Annotated in this window: 17 protein-coding genes; 4 read left to right on the forward strand and 13 right to left on the reverse strand. The window is 65.4% G+C overall.

Going from position 1 to position 16,992, the window contains the following annotated elements:
- Nucleotides 1-21 precede the first annotated feature (21 nt).
- Nucleotides 22-2,319 carry a heavy metal translocating P-type ATPase gene (locus tag GCN74_RS05715; protein WP_152255755.1) on the reverse strand — a complete coding sequence of 766 codons (2,298 nt, stop codon included), beginning with the start codon at nucleotides 2,317-2,319 and terminating at the stop codon, nucleotides 22-24.
- Between the two features lie 99 nt (nucleotides 2,320-2,418).
- Between GCN74_RS05715 and cadR the strand changes: the two genes are divergently transcribed.
- Together cadR and GCN74_RS05725 are read left to right on the forward strand one after the other, a co-directional pair.
- Nucleotides 2,419-2,850: a Cd(II)/Pb(II)-responsive transcriptional regulator gene (gene cadR / locus GCN74_RS05720; RefSeq protein WP_152255756.1), complete on the forward strand. Its 432-nt coding sequence runs from the start codon at nucleotides 2,419-2,421 to the stop codon at nucleotides 2,848-2,850.
- A gap of 10 nt (nucleotides 2,851-2,860) precedes the next feature.
- Nucleotides 2,861-3,904, forward strand: a complete 1,044-nt coding sequence (locus tag GCN74_RS05725) for a hypothetical protein (protein ID WP_152255757.1) — start codon at nucleotides 2,861-2,863, stop codon at nucleotides 3,902-3,904.
- Here the strand turns inward: GCN74_RS05725 and GCN74_RS05730 are convergent.
- The 7 genes from GCN74_RS05730 to GCN74_RS05760 form a co-directional block, all read right to left on the reverse strand.
- On the reverse strand, nucleotides 3,901-5,451 hold the full coding sequence (locus tag GCN74_RS05730; RefSeq protein ID WP_226938878.1) for a methyl-accepting chemotaxis protein: 1,551 nt from the start codon (nucleotides 5,449-5,451) through the stop codon (nucleotides 3,901-3,903). The genes GCN74_RS05725 and GCN74_RS05730 overlap by 4 nt on opposite strands.
- Nucleotides 5,452-5,511: 60 nt before the next feature.
- Entirely contained in the window at nucleotides 5,512-5,976 is a 465-nt protein-coding gene (locus GCN74_RS05735) for a cache domain-containing protein (RefSeq protein ID WP_152255758.1), read from the reverse strand.
- Between the two features lie 238 nt (nucleotides 5,977-6,214).
- Nucleotides 6,215-6,646, reverse strand: a complete 432-nt coding sequence (locus tag GCN74_RS05740; RefSeq protein WP_152255759.1) for a hypothetical protein — start codon at nucleotides 6,644-6,646, stop codon at nucleotides 6,215-6,217.
- Nucleotides 6,647-6,658: 12 nt separating this feature from the next.
- On the reverse strand, nucleotides 6,659-7,039 hold the full coding sequence (locus GCN74_RS05745; RefSeq protein ID WP_152255760.1) for a hypothetical protein: 381 nt from the start codon (nucleotides 7,037-7,039) through the stop codon (nucleotides 6,659-6,661).
- Between the two features lie 114 nt (nucleotides 7,040-7,153).
- On the reverse strand, nucleotides 7,154-7,705 hold the full coding sequence (locus tag GCN74_RS05750; RefSeq protein ID WP_152255761.1) for a DUF4142 domain-containing protein: 552 nt from the start codon (nucleotides 7,703-7,705) through the stop codon (nucleotides 7,154-7,156).
- A gap of 100 nt (nucleotides 7,706-7,805) precedes the next feature.
- Nucleotides 7,806-8,471 (reverse strand): SMI1/KNR4 family protein, encoded by a 666-nt coding sequence (locus GCN74_RS05755; RefSeq protein ID WP_152255762.1) that lies wholly within the window; start codon nucleotides 8,469-8,471, stop codon nucleotides 7,806-7,808.
- A 3-nt stretch (nucleotides 8,472-8,474) separates the two neighbouring features.
- The gene (locus tag GCN74_RS05760) at nucleotides 8,475-8,861 is read right to left on the reverse strand and encodes a MerR family transcriptional regulator (protein WP_152255763.1); all 387 of its coding nucleotides are present in this window, start codon (nucleotides 8,859-8,861) and stop codon (nucleotides 8,475-8,477) included.
- A gap of 138 nt (nucleotides 8,862-8,999) precedes the next feature.
- Between GCN74_RS05760 and GCN74_RS05765 the strand changes: the two genes are divergently transcribed.
- On the forward strand, nucleotides 9,000-9,794 hold the full coding sequence (locus GCN74_RS05765) for an SDR family NAD(P)-dependent oxidoreductase (protein ID WP_152255764.1): 795 nt from the start codon (nucleotides 9,000-9,002) through the stop codon (nucleotides 9,792-9,794).
- Between the two features lie 3 nt (nucleotides 9,795-9,797).
- On the opposite strand, the gene GCN74_RS05770 is transcribed toward GCN74_RS05765, so the two are convergent.
- The 5 genes from GCN74_RS05770 to GCN74_RS05790 form a co-directional block, all read right to left on the reverse strand.
- The gene (locus tag GCN74_RS05770) at nucleotides 9,798-11,096 is read right to left on the reverse strand and encodes an NRAMP family divalent metal transporter (protein WP_152255765.1); all 1,299 of its coding nucleotides are present in this window, start codon (nucleotides 11,094-11,096) and stop codon (nucleotides 9,798-9,800) included.
- A complete protein-coding gene (locus GCN74_RS05775) occupies nucleotides 11,097-11,873 on the reverse strand; it encodes a class I SAM-dependent methyltransferase (RefSeq protein ID WP_152255766.1) in 777 nt (258 codons plus the stop codon).
- Nucleotides 11,874-11,932: 59 nt separating this feature from the next.
- Nucleotides 11,933-13,936, reverse strand: coding sequence for a c-type cytochrome (locus tag GCN74_RS05780; protein WP_226938896.1), 2,004 nt, complete (start codon nucleotides 13,934-13,936; stop codon nucleotides 11,933-11,935).
- Between the two features lie 278 nt (nucleotides 13,937-14,214).
- Complete coding sequence (locus GCN74_RS05785) at nucleotides 14,215-14,499, reverse strand: hypothetical protein (protein ID WP_152255767.1); 285 nt, start codon at nucleotides 14,497-14,499, stop codon at nucleotides 14,215-14,217.
- Nucleotides 14,500-14,530: 31 nt separating this feature from the next.
- Nucleotides 14,531-15,439 (reverse strand): LysR family transcriptional regulator, encoded by a 909-nt coding sequence (locus tag GCN74_RS05790; protein WP_152255768.1) that lies wholly within the window; start codon nucleotides 15,437-15,439, stop codon nucleotides 14,531-14,533.
- A 101-nt stretch (nucleotides 15,440-15,540) separates the two neighbouring features.
- On the opposite strand from GCN74_RS05790, the gene GCN74_RS05795 reads away from it, so the two are divergent.
- The gene (locus tag GCN74_RS05795; RefSeq protein ID WP_152255769.1) at nucleotides 15,541-16,986 is read left to right on the forward strand and encodes an amidase; all 1,446 of its coding nucleotides are present in this window, start codon (nucleotides 15,541-15,543) and stop codon (nucleotides 16,984-16,986) included.
- Nucleotides 16,987-16,992: the final 6 nt, after the last annotated feature.

Raw genomic sequence — 16,992 nt, forward strand, 5'->3', positions numbered from 1 at the left:
TGGAAATATTTCTATGGCAACTTAATTGGGCTTGCTGCCGCGCAGCAACCTGAGGCCGTTCGCCACCACCAGCAGGCTGGCGCCCACGTCCGCAAACACGGCCATCCACAGGGTGGCCATGCCGGCCAGGGCCAGGCCGAAGAACACGGCCTTGATGCCGATGGCAAAGCTGATGTTTTGCACGAGGATGCTGCGCGTGCGCTGGCTCAGGCTGATGAACTCGGGCAATTTACCCAGTTCATCGTCCATCAGGGCCACGTCCGCCGTTTCGATGGCCGTGTCGCTGCCGGCCGCGCCCATGGCAAAGCCGATGTCCGCCTGCGCCAGGGCCGGCGCATCGTTGACGCCGTCACCCAGCATGGCGACCACGCCGAACTGCTGCTGCAGGGCCTTGATTTCGTCCAGTTTGTTTTCCGGCAGCAATTCCGCCTTGACCAGGCCTACGCCCACCTCGGCGGCGATGCGCTGCGCCGTCAGCAAGTTATCTCCCGTCAGCATCACGGTCGTCACGCCCAGCGCATTCAGGCGGGCAATGGCAGACGCCGCCGTGGGGCGCAGCACGTCGGCCACAGAGATCACGCCCAGCGCGCCCGCCGAGCTGGCCAGCACCATGGCCGTATAGGCTTGCTGCTCCAGCCGCGCCAGGATGGCTTGCAATTCCGGCGTCAGGGCATTCAATTCCGCCATCAGGCGGGCATTGCCCAGGTAATACGTCTGTCCATCGATGCTGCCGCGCACACCGCGCCCATGCAGGGCGGCAAACTGGGTCACCGGCAAGTGGCTGCTGGCGGGCGGGCCTGCCTTGACGATGGCGGCGGCCAGCGGGTGGGCCGAATTGGCGTCCAGGCTGGCGGCCAGCAGCAGGATGGCGTCGCGGTCGCTGCCTTCCAGGGCCACCACGTCCGTGACGGCCGGTTTGCCCATGGTCAAGGTGCCCGTCTTGTCGACGGCGATGGCCTTGATGCGGTAGCCAGTTTCCAGGAATTGCCCGCCTTTCACCAGGATGCCGCGCCGCGCGGCCGCCGTCAGGCCGCTGACCACCGTCACCGGTGTGGAAATGACGAGCGCGCACGGGCAGGCGATCACCAGCATCACCAGCGCCTTATACACCCAGGCCATGAACGGGGCGTCGAAAAGCAGGGGCGGCAGCACGGCCACGAGGATGGCGAAGACGACGACGGCGGGCGTGTAGTAGCGGGCGAAGTTGTCGACAAAGCGCTGCGTGGGCGCCTGCTTGCCCTGGGTTTCCTCGATCACCTTGACGATTTTCGCCAGGGTGCTGTTGCCGCTGTTGGCCGTCACGGTGACGTCGAGCAAGCCCCGCTCATTGATGGTGCCCGCATACACGACATCGCCCACGGCCTTGTCAACCGGCATGCTTTCACCCGTGATCGGCGCCTGGTTGACGGACGACTCGCCGCTTTGCACGATGCCGTCGAGGGCGATGCGTTCGCCCGGCTTGACGCGCATCACCGTGCCGATGGCTACCGTGGAAACGTTCACCGGGCCCCAGGCGCCGCTGGCGTCGGCGACGGTTGCCGTGTCGGGCGCCAGCTGCATCAGGCTTTGCACGGCATTGCGCGCGCGGTTCAGGGACAAGCCTTCGATCAGCTCGGCAATGGCGAACAGGAAGATGACCATGGCCGCTTCCGGCCACTGGCCGATGGCGATGGCGCCGAACACCGCCAGGCTCATCAGGAAATTGATGTTCAGGGTGAACGTTTTCAGGGCAATCCAGCCCTTCTTCAAGGTCGGCCAGCCGCCCGTGGCGATCGACAGCAGGGCCAGGGCAATGACGAGGGGCGAACTGTCTTCGTGCGTGCTCCACGCCAGCGCCTCGGCGCCCGCCGCCGCCAGGCCGGACACGGCCAGCAAGCCCTTTTGCAGGCCGCTCAGGCTGCCTTCGGCCGGATCGCGCGCGACGACCGCGTCCGCTTCCATGGGAATGGCCTGCATGCCGATGCCGTGCAGGGCCGCTTCCACCGTGGCCAGCGAGGGCAGGGTGTGGTGCACGTCCAGCACGCGGTTCATCAGGTTGAAATCGAGGCCCACGACGCCGGCCATATTGGCCAGCTTGTTGCGGATCAGCCGCTCTTCCGTCGGGCAATCCATATTGGCGATACGGTATTTGGCCGTGCTGGCGCCAGCGATGGGGGCGCTGGGCAGGGCGGGCGCGGACGGGGCGGCAGGCGCGGACGAGCACGCATGCTGGCTGGAGCAGCAGTTGGCCCCCTTGGGCGCAGGGCTGGGCTCGTGCGCATGCTTGTGCGCGTGGTCATGCTCATGGTCCTGCGCGTGGTTATGGCTGTCGTGCGGCATCGCATCATCCTTCAGGATTCGTGTATGCTTCCATTAGAAACCCTGTAGCCGCTACAGGGTCAAGCGGAATTTGCAAGTTGGAATGAAAAAGGAGATGCCATGCGTATCGGAGAACTGGCCAAACGGACAGATTGTGACGTGGAAACCGTGCGTTACTATGAAAAGGCGGGCTTGCTGCAGGAACCTGGCCGCAACAGCGCCGGCTACCGCGAATACCGGGAAGAGCACCAGGAACGGCTGCAATTCATCCGCCATTGCCGCTCGCTGCAGATCGGCTTGACGGATATCCGCGCCTTGCTGGAATTTAAGAACAACCCGGCCGAGGGCTGCCAGAGCGTCAATGAGTTGCTCGACCACCATATTCTGCGCATCGCCGAGCAGATGGCGAATCTGCAAACCTTGCAGCAGCAACTGGTCACCTTGCGCCACCAGTGCGACCAGCCCAAGCCGTCGCAAGACTGCGCCATCCTGCAAAACCTGTCCGAGGCGGCCAGCGGCCACGACTGCGCTTGCCATACCGAACTGCATTGACGATTGCTTCATGCCGAAAATGTTGTCAAAAAGTACTGCACTGGCCTTGTCGTTGTTGTCGCCGCTGAGCCATGCCGCCGATGCGCCTGCCGCAGCCGGCCACTACCTGATCCTGTACGCCGCGCCCGACGTGCCGCAGGACGATGAGCCGTACACCTGGAGCACGGCCGGCGGCAGGCAGCTGGCGCAAGGCGTGACGAAGGCGGACGGGCGCGCCTATCTCAAGGGCGAGGAGGGGCAAGATACGTATATCCTGGAAACGCTCAGCATGCGTTGGACCTTCCTAGTACCGGCTCGCTGCTGGCAGGAAACGCCTGCCGCCTTCCAGTCTTGCCTGCAACTCAAGCAAAGCGCCAGCCGCTACGATATCGAACAGGATGCGGCGAAACTGGCCAGAGAGAAAGATCAACAGGCCAGGGCAGCGGCCTATGTGCTGGCGGCCAGGGCCAATGACGATGCGCTGGCCTGGCTGGGCAAGCTGCCGCCGCAGTGGTCCATGGAGGAACACGCCAGGCGCCTGCTGTCCATCGGCGACAAGATCCAGCGGCATATCGCCAGCGGCTTGCGGCAAGGCGACCCCGAGGTGCGCGAGTTCGCCTGCAAGCCTCCCACGGCCTACGGCGCGTTGCCGCAGCAGCAAGCCGTGCTGGCCTATCAATTGCAGCCGTCTCCCAAGCTGCACGCCGGCGCCGTCTGGGACCAGCTGCTTGCCGCGGCCGCCGAGGGCAACTGGATGGCGCGCCTGGAAGTGCATGACGCGCTGGCGGAGCGCAAGGTGAGCGAACTGAGCTATGTGGAGCAAGCGCGCCTGGTGCAATTGATGGAATGGCTGCACCGGCGCGAAATCGCCGGCCTGTACAGTTTTTTCAGCGCCCGCACCTTCGGCCACGGCGCCACGCAAGACCGCGTGGCAGGCCTGGCGGCCATGCAGGGCAGCTTTCTGGACCAGCGCACCGTAGGGACGCTGCTGCTGGAGGAAGACGATCCGGCGCTGGTGGCGGCAGGCAGGCGCATGCTCGATTGCGCGGCAGCGGCCATGCAGTCGCCGCCCTAAGGCGCCAGCAATGGCGGGCCGCCTTCGCCCAGGCGGAAAGCGTCGACCACGCGCAATAGATCGTGCGCCTGGTCCTGCATGCTTTGCGCGGCGGCGGCCGACTGTTCGACCAGGGCGGCATTGCGCTGGGTCAATTCATCCATTTCCGTGATGGCATTGTTGACTTCCTCGATACCCTTGCTCTGACGCTCGCTGGCCGCCGTGATGTCGTTCATGATCTCCGTCACCTGCTGGACGGACGCGACGATGTTGCCCATGGTGCGCCCGGCGCTGTCGGCCAGCTCGCTGCCCGTTTCTATCCTGGCCACGGAATCCTCGATCAGCTGCTTGATTTCGCGCGCCGCCGTGGCCGAGCGCTGGGCCAGGCCCCGCACTTCCGTGGCGACGACGGCAAAGCCGCGTCCCTGTTCGCCCGCGCGTGCCGCTTCCACGGCCGCGTTCAAGGCCAGGATATTGGTCTGGAACGCGATGCCGTCGATGACGGCGATGATGTCGACGATGCGCCCGGAACTGGCCTTGATCGTACCCATCGTCTCGACCACCTGGCCCACCACGCGGCCGCCTTCCAGCGCCACGTCCGATGTCGACCGCACCATCTGGTTGGCCTGGTGCGCATGGCTGGCGTTCTCGCGCACGGTATCCGTCAAGGCATGCATGGACGATGCCGTTTCCTGCAAGGAATGGGCTTGCGACTCCGTGCGGGCCGACAAGTCCGCATTGCCCAGCGCGATTTCGCTCGCTTCCAGCGTGATGGTGGAGCCTGCCTGGCGTATGTCGCCCAATACAGCGTTCCAGTTCTTCAGCACGGTGGCCAGCGCCCGCGACAGCTTGCCCACCTCGTCGTCGCCCCGTGCATCGATGCGCGTGGTCAAGTCGCCTGCGGCCAGGCTTTCGGCGGCACGGCAAGCCTCGTCGATGGGGCCCAGCACGGAGCGCGCCACCCAGGTGGCGATCAGGGCCAGCAGGGCAAAGCCGATGGCCATGGTGCCCAGCGACAGCCAGCCGGCGCGCTGGCCCGCATTCTTGGTCTCCTGCAATGCATCGGCAGTGTGGCGGTCGAGGTTGAGCAGCACCTGGCGCAGCTGCCCGCGCACTTGCTGGTAATGCGTGGCGGCATTCTGCATCGCGGCCACGCCCGTGTTCGCATCCATCGAGGCCAGGTCCAGCGCCTGCGCCACGCTGCTGCGGTAGCGCTCGACGCCTGGCAGGGCCTGGCCCGCTTCCGTGGCGGCGCCCGAGAACTTCTTGAGTTCCGTCAAGCCTTGCGCGATGGCGTTCAGCTGGCCATCCGTTTGCGTGCCGAATTGCTTGAACTGCTCGTCCGACAGGCTGGCGGCAATGGCGATCTTTGCATACACATCGGCGTGCACCTGTCCCAGGGCAATAGCTTGCTGGTTGGCAAGCCGCTCGGCCGTCAAGGTGACGTCTTTCAATTCGCGCATGCGCTGCTCGTTTTGCTGCATGGCGAAATACGACAAGGCCCCCATGGCCAGCAGGCAAGCCAGCGCGGCCACCGGCACGATCAACATCTTCTGCGCGATTTTCATCGGAGCCCCTATCGTCAAGAGAGCGGAAAACCATCCCGGCGCTGGCGGCGCGGCGGCTGCTTACAGGTAGATGCCGCCGCAGACGACGGTCTCGGCCAGCTTTTCGCAGTACATCACCTTCGGCTCGATCTTCTTGTTTTCCGGATTCGTGAATTTGTATTCCTGCCAGAACGTGCCCTTGCTCCTGGCCAGGTCGACTCTTTCCTTGACGAAGGCCTTGCCATCGATATCCTTCAAGTCGATCAAGTTCTTGCCCACCATTTTCGGGTTGGCGCCATGTGCGACCACCGTGCCGTCGAGCTTGTAGACGACCAGGTACAGGTCGTGCAGGATGAATTGCGGCGACTTGGCCGTGATCTCGCCATACGCCTTGGCGTCGCCGGCGCTCTTGATGTAGGCCACGCCTTTCTTGACCATGGCTTCGGCGTCGGCGCGCGTGGCGCCTCCTTCCGCGGCGCTGGCGACGCACGGGGGCAGGGCGGCCACGGCGAGCGACAGGCAAAGGGCAGGGGCGAACTGGGGCATGAGAGTCTCCTTCAAATGGCGGCTGGGGGGAGCCGGCAAGGAAGCGGCACCGCATGCGGTACCTATCGGAGTGCCGACAGGTCATGGTAGCGCGATGCCAGCGGGCATGCGCTGGTGCAACAGTTTTTTTTTGAATGGGGCGTTTTTGCAACGTCGTGCGCGTAATGCCGCAACGCGGTTTTCAGAGGGAAAAGCGTGCTGCAGGCTATCGACAAGCTAGTGTGGCGCGGGCGCCGCGCTACCAGGTGGCCGGGTCTTCCGCCGCCGCGCGGGCCAGGTCGTCGCGCCAGTCCTGCTGCACCAGCCGGTAGATATCGGCAAAGAAGGCGCGCGGGTCGTCCATTTCATCCCATCGACAGGGCAGGGCATGCGTGCTTTCGGGGTCATGTTCGAGGATGGCCTGGAAATCGTAGGCGGGGTCCTGCAGCGCCTGCGCCAGCACGGCCACCAGCGCATGGCGGTGGCGGTAGCCGAGTTCCCTGTATTGCGACGTGATGTCGCGCCGTATCAGCGCCGCGCGCCGGGCAGGGTCGTTCATGTCCCAGCCATCGAGCTCCGCGCCCAGGGTTTCCTCACGGTCATACACGTCGAAAGGACCGAGGAAATGGTGCAAGGTGGGAACGTAGAGGGCATCGCTCCAGGGGCCGCGCAGTCCTTTTTGCTTTTGCATGGCGACGTCCTTTTACGCGCACTCGGGCAAGGTCCAGCCTTCGTAGCCCAGGTCGGTGGGATAGATGGCACGGTTCTGGCCCCAGCGCGCATAGTCGAGGATACCGTCTTCATGCATGTCCAGCACCCATTCCGTGCTTTCCAGCAAGGTCCCGTCCTTGTGATAGACGCGGAAGAAGGTCGTCGTGCTCAGCGCGCGCACGATATTCTGCGCTACGCCATCGCCGTAGTGGGGCACGTAGGTCTTGATCACGCACGTGCCCAGGTCGTTCCACTTCTGGGCATACACGGTGGCATTGCGCGCCGCGCTCACCTTGATGAACAGCCAGCCTGCCAGCAGGATGGCGAACAGGATGGCGGCGGCGATCAGGCCGGTTTTCTTGAGTAGCTGCATGAGGTCATGGCATGGCCGAAAACGAAGTTGCCGCATTGTATGTCAAGAGCAGAAATACTTGCCGTACAGCACGTACGGCAAGCATTTCCCCGCGTACTGCCCTCTTACTGCTGTTTATTTCGCCAGCGCCCCGTGCAGCGCGTTCGCCATCTCCAGGTGATGTTGCAACGCCGGCAAGGTCTTGGCGGCAAAGGCCTTGATGTCGGGATCGCTGGCCTTCCGGCTGGCATCCGTAAACAGCTTTACAGCCTCCTGGTGCGCGGCCACGCCGATGCTGGCCGCATATTCCTTGTCGAATTGCGGGCCTTCCAGCCGGCCCAGCTTGTCGATCTGCGCCTTGTGCTTCGCGGCAGGCTGGTCGCTGACCTCGATCTGCTTGCTGCTGGCCAGCTGTTTCAATTCCTCCGCCACTCTCGTGTGGCCGCTCACCATGGCGTCGGCGAATTTCTTCACCTCCTCATTGCTGCTCTTGCTTTGCGCCACTTTGCTGGCAGCAATTTCCGTGCTGCCAGCGTCGGCGGCCTTGCTGAGGAATTGCCTGTCGTAGGCAGCGGGCACGGCGGCGGCAATGCTGCTGATGGCGATGCCGCTCAGCAGTGCCACGGCGGCGCCGATGGCCACGCTTTTCAGGGATGGCGTGCGGGAACTGGTGGTGGAGATGGGCATGGGAAATCCTTTCAAGTGTGGTTTTTTCTGCAAGCTGATGACAATGTTAAGCCACCGGCCTGCGCACACGAATAGGACCGTCGCGGCCATGCCCGTAGGACTAGTCCTGTTCGTTAGCGCACAATTCGACTTGTTTCAGAGCAAACAAGGCCGCGATGCCCGCATCGCGGCGCCAGGCGGGCATGCCGATATCGAGCCACTGCGCCATCGCTTCCAGGTGGGAGGGCTCCGACACGCTGTGCTCGAGTTCATCGAGCACTGTTTCCCGGTCGATATACAGACTGTCCAGCCAGGCGTCGAACGAGGGCGCCAGTTCGATGAAACCGTGGGCGCGCTTGCCCGTCCACTCAGGCAACTCCTGCACATAGGCCAGCACGCGGCCGCCGCCGTCTTCCGTCAGGTCCAGGTAGACCATGGAATTGCCGCCATCGCGGGCGAAGGGCAGGATTTTCGGGGGCATGGCCGTGTGCTGGCGCGCCGCGCGGATTTCACCCACCAGGGTTTCATCGCAGAAATCGCCCTCGTCGGCGCTGAAAAAGGTATTGAAGCCCATCTTTTCCACGCCACCATTGCCGTCCGGCACATCGCAGGTGTAATCGAACCAGGCGCCGTTGGCCGCCTGCAGGAAGGCCAGGAAGGCGGGCGGCAGCGGGGCTTCCAGCAGGGTTTCGATGGCGGCGATCTGCTGCGCCGTGGGCGGCGGCTTGGCGCCCTCGATGGCCAGGTGGCGGTATTGCGTGTAATAGTTAGCGATTGAATGATTCATTGATTATCCTTGTGTATGCACGGGCGCCGCATCGTCGCAGCCTGTCTCCACCTTGGCCAGCGCATCGACGAGGCCGGCGCGCAGCACGGCCATCGAGCGGGCCTTGTCGTCGATCTGGGCAATTTTCATTTCCAGCATGACCCGCTTGGTGGCCGCATCGAGGGTATTTTCCTGCCAGACGGCGATCACTTCGGCGATTTCCTTCAAGGTAAACCCCAGGGCCTTGGCGTGCCCGATCAGCTCGATGCGCCGCAAGGCTTGCGCCGAATATTCCTTGTAGTTATTTGTCATGCCCGGCTGCGGCGCTTCGTCCAGCAGGCCCTGGCGCTCGTAGAAGCGCACCGTATCCTTGCTGACGCCCGTCAGGCGGGTGATTTCACCGATGCGCATGTTTTTTGACTTTCTATTCATTTGTGGAACGCGAAAATGTGCAGGGCAAGGCATGCGCACTTTTTTACGTTCCACGCTTGACCGTGGACTAAAGACCACAGTTTACAGTGAAATCCTCTTCACTACGATTCAATTGCCATGACCGCCTTCAACTATACCAATCAAACCGTGCTGATCACGGGCGCCTCGTCCGGCATCGGCCGCGTCTTTGCGGAAACCCTGGCCGCGCGGGGCGCCCACTTGCTGCTGCTGGCCCGCTCCGGCGCCGTACTTGATGCGCTGGCGGCCGACCTTTCCCGGCGCCACGGCATCCGCGCCCATGCGCTGGTGGCCGACCTGGGCCAGCCCGGCGCCGCCAGCGAGGCGTACGCGCGGGCCTGCGCGCTGGGCCTGCCGCCCGATGTACTGATCAATAACGCGGGCTTCGCCACGCATGGCCCCTTCGAGACCATCGGCCTGGCGCGCCAGACGCTTGAGGTCGCCGTCAATTGCACGGCCCTCATGGAACTCACGCACCGCGCCTTGCCGCACATGCTGGCCCAGGGGCGGGGCGCCGTCATCAACGTGGCGTCCACGGCGGCCCTGCAGCCCGATCCCTACATGGCCGTGTATGGCGCCAGCAAGGCCTTCGTGCTGGCGTTTTCGGAAGCGCTGTGGGCGGAAAACCGCCGCCGCGGCGTGCGCGTGCTGGCCCTGTGCCCCGGTGCGACGGACACGGCCTTCTTCGACGTGGTGGCCGCGCCCGAAGCGGCCGTGGGCCGGCGCATGGTGCCGCAAGCCGTGGTCGACGAAGCGCTGCGCGCGCTGGACCGGGGCCGCAGCAGCCATGTCGCAGGGCGGCCCAACCGGCTGCTGGCCTGGCTGCCGCGCCTGCTTCCCCGCCAGACCGTGCTGGGCATCGTGGAAGGCATGCTCAAGCCGAAAACGGCGTAGCGCTCAGAAGGCCATGGTGGCGAACATGGCCAGCACGGCCGTTGCCATGACGATGGTGGATAGCCAGCCCAGCGCCCGCAGCCGGCGCGAAATGGTGAGCGTGCCCATGATGGCGGGGCGCGACGCCATCACCATCATCAGGGCCATGATGGGCACGGAAATGACGCCGTTGATGACGGCGCTCCAGTACAGGGCCTTGATGGGGTCGAGCGGCGTGAAGCACAGGGCCGCGCCGATCACGGTGGCCGTGACGATGATGCCGTAGAACTTCTTGGCGGCCCGGGGCGCCAGTTCCAGGCTGCTTTTCCAGTGAAAGGCGCCGGCCATGGCATAGGCGGCCGAGCCGGCCAGCACGGGTATGGCCAGCAAGCCCGTGCCGATGATGCCCAGGCTGAACAGGGCGAACGCGAACTCGCCCGCAATGGGGCGCAGGGCGGAAGCGGCCTGGGCCGACGTGTCGATATGCGTGATGCCTTGCGCGCCCAGGGTCACGGCCGTCGTCAGCATGATGAAGAACGCCACCAGATTGGAAAAGCCCATGCCGATGGCCGTGTCCAGCTTGATGCGCTGGAATTGCCGTGGCGCCTGCTCGGGCGTGCGGCGCAAGGCTTGTGCACTGGAATCGGCCTGCAAGTCTTCCACTTCCTGCGATGCCTGCCAGAAAAACAGATAGGGACTGATCGTGGTGCCGAACACGGCCACGATCATGGTCACCGACGCGGCGGACCAGGCCAGCCGGGGCCAGACGGTGCGCAGCGCCACTTCGCCCCATGGAATATGCACGGTCAGCACGGTGGCCACATAGGCCAGCAAGCCCAGGGTCAGCCATTTCAGGATGCGCACGTACTTTTGATAGGGAATGAATACTTGCAGCAGCAGGGACAGCAGGCCGAAGCCCATGGCGTACGCGTGGGGCGGGCCGCCGATGATCAGGGTCAATGCATCGCCCATGGCGGCCACGTCGGCGGCGATGTTGATGACATTGGCCAGCAGCAGCAAGCCGACGATGGCGTACAGCAGGGAGCGGGGATAGTGGCGGCGGATATTCGTCGCCAGCCCGTGCCCGCTGACCCGGCCTATCTTGGCGCTGATGACCTGGATGCCCAGCATCAAAGGGAAGGTCAGGCACACGGTCCACAGCATGCCGAAGCCGAACTGGGCGCCCGCCTGCGAATACGTGGCGATGCCGCTGGGGTCGTCGTCGGCCGCGCCCGTGATCAGGCCAGGGCCCAGCTTGCCTAGCCAGGTGTCGGACGGGGCTGCCGGCTGGCCTGCTTGCCCGCCATTTTTCCCGGTCGGCATCTATGCAGCCTGTTTTTGCGCCACGAAGGCGGCCGTCCGGTAGGGCACGCTGATGCTGTCCCGGTCCCGCAAGGCCGGCTCCGAGGCAACCAGCTGGCGGATCTCGTCGTCGATGCGCTGGCGCTCCTGCGGCGGCAAGGCGGCGATAAAACTGGTCGAGCGCACGCGGTTGAACAGCACGTCTTCGGCCGAGCCCGTATGCTCCTGGGAAAATTGTGTTTCCTGCAAGGGCGCAAAGCCCACGTGGGGGAATGCCAGGCGCCAGGCGCCCGTGTAATAGCGGGGCGTGTCGCCTTCGGCCCGGTTGACGATGGCGTCGAGCCTGGCCACCCAGGGCACGCTGGCGTCGCGCAGATTCCACACCAGGCCCAGCCTGCCGCCCGGCTTGAGCACGCGCAGGATTTCATCGAGCGCCGCCGGGGTGGCGAACCAGTGAAAGGCTTGTGCGCAGACAACGGCGTCGACGGACGCGTCGGGCAAGGGAATGGCCGTTGCCGTGCCCGCCAGGGCCTGCACTTGCGGCAAGGCTGCGGACAGGGTCGCCAGCATGGCAGGCACGGGTTCCACGGCGACGACGGTGGCGCCCGTGTCCAGCAGGCGCGGCGTGAACTTGCCCGTGCCGGCGCCCAGGTCCAGTACGCTGGCGCCCGGCGCCAGGCCCAGACTATCGTGCAGCCAGGCCGACACGGCGGGTGGATAATCGGGCCGGCCCTTGACGTAGGTGGCGGCCGCCGTGGCGTAGCCGTCGGCTGCCGCGTGATGGATATTGCTGCTCATGCATGACTCCCAGGCGTGGTCGTGGCATGAGCGTAGCAGATTACGCGGGGGACAGGGCGTCAGTAGCGCGCATCCGTGGGTTTGCCGCCCTTCGGCCAATCCTTGACCTTGTCGGGGAAGTCGGGGCGCGGCATGTGGGTGAAATACTCGGCCACGTCGACGGCATCCTGGTCGGACAGGTTGCCCTGGCCCAGCGGGAATTTCTGGCCGTGGCCCATCACCATATTGGCCTTGACGAAGCCAGCCGCCGTATAGGTGCGGGCCATGCCAGCGCCGATGTTGAACGAACGGTCGCCCCACAGCGGCGGGAAGGCCACTTCGCCGTTGGCGCCCCGGATGCCGTCGCCATTCGCGCCATGGCAGACGGCGCATTGCTCCGCATACACCTTTTTGCCATGCACGGGATCGGGCAGCAGCGCGCGGTCGATCTTGGCCACGCCCCGTCCCGGCACCTTGTCGTTCGCTTGCGTGGCACCCTTCATCCAGTCGATGTAGGCGACCATGGCCTGCAGGTCGGGACCGTCCACGGGCAGCGGCCTGCCGTGCATGGAGCGGCGGAAGCAGCCGTTGATGCGCTCGCCCAGGCTGATGACCTTGCCGGCACGGGGCGCTTCCGACGGGAAGAAGGCGGAAATGCCGAGGAAGGGCGACCCGTTGGCCACGGTGCCGCCGTTCAGGTGGCAACTGCTGCAATTGAGGTCGTTGCCCACGTTGTTCGGCAGGCGCGCGCGCGTTTCCGTCATCAGCTGCATGCCGTGGATCAACTGGCTGGCATTCGGATCGGCCGTCAGGGCCGCAAAGCGGGGCGTGACGAAGCCGCCCGCATCCGGCGCCTTGAGCTTGAGTTCCTTGCGCACCTTGGCGATCTGCGCTGGCGTGACGGGCGCGCCGTGGTTGCCCCACTTGCCGCGCACGAAGGTGAGGATTTCCGCCAGTTCCTTGTCCGACAGGCGGTCATACGACGGCATGCCGAACGAGCGGGGCGAGTGCTGCGTGACGGCCGACTGCCAGCCCGTCAGCGCGATATGGATGACGGTAGTGGCATCCTTCGACTGCACGGAATCGTTCTGCGCCAGCGGCGGGAAGATGTTTTCCACGCCGCGGCCGTCGCGGCGGTGGCAGGTGGCGCAAAACTGCAGATAGCCCAGGCCGCCGCGCGTGTTGTACAGCGCATCGTTGCTGGCCGCCACGGGCAGCGCCGGTTTGCTCTGCGACACTGGCGCGCCCGGCTTGGCCGGCAAGCTGTGCAGGTAGTGCGCCAGCGCATCGAGGTCGCCGTCCGTGAAGTACTGCGTGCTGTGCGTGATGACTTCCGTCATGCTGCCGGCCGCCGTGCCGAAGCTGTTGCGACCCGTCTTGAGCAATTGCACGATGTCGGCCGGCGTCCACAGCTGGCGCAGGTTGACCGCATGCCAGCCGTCGAAAGTGAAGCCGGACAGGTAATGCTTGCCGCTGCTGCCATCCTGGCCCATGGTTTTTTCCTGGAAAGCCACGCCGCGCGGCGTGTGGCAGGAGCCGCAATGGCCGAGGCCCTGGGCGATATAGCTGCCGCGGTTCCAGACGGCCGACTTGGCGCTGTCGGGCTTGAACGGCGCGTCGTCGAGGAAGACGGCATTCCACAAGGACAAGCCCCAGCGCATGCTGAACGGCCATTTCATGTCCGTTTCGCGGTTTTGCTGCGCCACGGGCGCCACGCCACGCTGCAGGTAGGCGTACAGGGCCTGCATGTCGTCGGGCGTGATCTTCGCGTAGGAAGGGTAGGGCATGGCCGGATACAGGTTGTGGCCATCGGCCGCCACGCCCTTGCGCATGGCGCGGTCGAATTGCGCGAACGAGTAGCTGCCCAGGCCCGTCTTCGCGTCGGGCGTGATATTCGTGCTGTAAATGGTGCCGAAAGGCGTTTTCAGCTCCAGGCCGCCCGCCATGGGGGCGCCGTTCGGGCTCGTGTGGCAAGCCACGCAGTCGCCCAGGCGGGCGACATATTCGCCGCGCTTGATCAGTTCGGCAGAGGCGGCGGGCGTGGCGGCAGGCGCGGCCCGGGCGCTGGCGCAACAGGCCAGCATGCCCAGCATGCCCAGCAGCAAGATGAGCGCGAGCCAGGTAGTTGTCGGGAAGAAAGTGGCGCGAGGGCGGTGCGAACCGCGAGGGGGGATGGAAATGGCGTTCATGGTGACCCTTTATTATTGGGGCCAAGCTTACGCATTCGCCGCCATGGCGAAAATTGGGAGTTTCTTTCGATTAACTAGGTAATTTTGCCTAGTGCATCACGGAAAAAATTCGTGTATGGCGGCACGCGGCGCGCAGGCAGGCGCGCAATGCGGCCTTTCGACCAGCGCGCCGTTTACGACAGCAAGGCGCGCGTGGTGCCCAGGTTATCGGGGCGCAAACATACGCTCAGGCCGCCAGGGGCATTGAACCAGCGCATCTGGCGCGCATCGCCGGGCGCGCGGGGGATGGTGAAATAGGCCGTGCAGAGATAGAACGAGCGGCGCGTGACTTCGTTGCCGAACACCAGCTTGCGCGCATGCGTACCCACGCCTTCGGCGTCGATGACGAGAGCGAAGACCTGTTCGCCGCCCTGTTCGAAGCGTAAATAAAGCGAGACTGTATGCGGATTTTCGATCACTGCCGATGCGGCGGGGCCGCGGGCCCGCGCGTCAAACGGGCTTGCCGTTCCACTCCATGATGCGCTCGCGCAGCCAGCGGTGCGCCGGGTCCAGGTGCATGCGCTCGTGCCAGACCATGGCCATGTCGTAATCGGGCAGGGCGACGGGCGGCTCCCAGGTGCGCAGCGCGCCCAGCGCGTTCTTCAGCAGGCGCGACGGCAGCAAGGCCACCATGTCGGACTCTGCCAACAGGGGCGGGACGATGAGGAAATGGGGCACGGACAGCACCACCTTGCGCGTCCGTCCCAGCTGTTCCAGCACCGTATCGACGCTGCTGCGGAAACCGCCGCCATTGGGCGAGACGACGATAAATTCCAATGCGCAAAATTGATCCAGATCGGGCGGTGTCTGCAGCAGCGGGTGGCCGTGGCGGCCCGCCAGCACGTAATGCTCGGTGAACAGGGTGCGGTGGCGCAAGCCGGGCGGCGCTTCTTCCTGCGCCAGGAAACCGAGGTCGACCTGGCCGCTTTCCAGCTCTTGCGCCATGCGCGCCGGCACGGCTTCAAACACGGCCATGCGCGACAGCGGCGCCTGCGCGCGCAACGTTGGCAGCATGGGCCGCAGGATCGCATATTCGGCGGCGTCGGCCGCGGCCAGGTTCCAGCGCACGTCGGATGTGGCCGGATCGAACGCCTGTTCCGGCAGCAAGACTTGTTCCAGCTGGGCCAGCGCGGCTTGCAACGGTGCGAACAGGGACAGCGCGCGCGCCGTGGGCAGCATGCCGCGCGGACCGGGCAGCAGCAGCGGATCGTCGAAGGCGGCGCGCAGCTTGCCCAGCTGCACGCTGACGGAAGGCTGGCTCAGGTGCAGCCGCGCGGCCGCCCGCGTGACGTTGCGCTCGATCAGCAAGGCATTCAGGGTCAGCAGCAGGTTCAAGTCCAGCTTGTGCAAATTGTTCATGGCTATACCTTGTATATCAACTATTCATTTCCACTATGATAGCGCAAGCCCTACAGTGGTTCCTGTGCTTTCCACTCTTCATCTTTTACAGGAACTAACTTATGCAACTCCATGAATATGCAAGCTTTGATGGTCTGGGACTGGCCCAGCTGCTGCGCGGTGGCGCCGTCTCGGCGGCCGAATTGCAGGACGCGGCCGTGCGCGCCTGCGCCGCCGTCAACCCGCAGATCAATGCCGTGGTCGAGCTGTGGCCCGCGGATGTTTCAGCCATCGACCGCACAGTCAGCACCGCGCCGTTCGCGGGCGTGCCATTTCTGATCAAGGACGTGGCCGTCACGATGGCGGGCAAGCGCAGCGAAGCGGGCAGCCGCCTGGGCGCCGGCCATGTGGCCACGTTTGACTCCCATCTGATGACGCAGTTCCGCCAGGCGGGACTGGCGACCTTGGGCCGCACGGGCACGCCGGAAATGGCCTTTGCCACCACCACGGAACCCGTGCTGTACGGCGCCACGCGCAATCCGTGGGACCTGGCTTTGAGCGCGGGCGGCTCCAGCGGCGGCGCGGCGGCGGCCGTGGCGGCCGGCATCGTGCCGCTGGCCCATGCGACGGATGCGGCCGGCTCCATCCGCGTGCCGGCAGCGTCGACGGGCTTGTTTGGCTTCAAGCCCAGCCGGGGACGGGTGTCGAACGGCCCCGCCATGGGCGAGATCTTCAGCGGCCTGGGCGTGCAGCTGGGCGTGAGCCGCACGGTGCGCGACAGCGCCGCCTTGCTCGATGCCGTACAAGGCATCTCGCCGGGCGAGCCGTATGTGACCGGTGCGCCCGGCCATAGCTGGCTGTCGCAGGTAGGCGTGGCGCCCGGCAAGCTGCGCATCGCCGTGCAGCGGGCCGCCTGCAATGGCGCCCGGCCCGGGCCCGCCATCGATGCCGCGCTGGACGCCGCCGTGCGCCTGCTGGAAAGCCTGGGCCACCACGTGGCAGAAGTGCCGGCCGCGCTGGGGGTATCGTGGGCAGCGTTCGTGCAGGCCAATGCCAGCATCTGGTGCGCCAACCTGGTGCCGTGGATCGATGGCCTGGCGCGCGAAAGCGGGCGCGCCGTGTCGCTCGCTACGCTGGAGCCGGCGACCCTGGCTTGCTACCGCCATGGGCAGACGGTGTCGGCCGTCGATTTCGTGGCCGCCCTCGACGTGCGCAACACGGTCACGCGCCACGCCGGCGCCATGTTCGGCCAGTACGACGTGCTGCTGACGCCCACCTTGCCGGACTTGCCGTGGCAGCTGGGGCGCTATGGCGAGAATGAGGAACAGCTCGACGGTCTGGGCTGGACGGCGCGCCTGTTCGAACACTCGCCGTACACGCCGCTGGCCAACGTGGCTGGATTGCCGGCCATGTCCGTGCCGCTGGCGCAGTCGCCCGATGGCATGCCGATCGGCATGCAATTTATGGCGGGCTATGGAAACGATGGCGCCTTGCTGCGCCTGGCGGGACAGCTGGAGCGGGCGGCGCCGTGGGGGCAGCGGCGCCCGCCCGTGTGGGCGGGGAATTAAGAACGG

The sequence above is a fragment of the Janthinobacterium sp. FT14W genome, assembly GCF_009208755.1.
In the GTDB taxonomy this organism is placed as follows: Bacteria; Pseudomonadota; Gammaproteobacteria; order Burkholderiales; family Burkholderiaceae_D; genus Janthinobacterium; species Janthinobacterium violaceinigrum.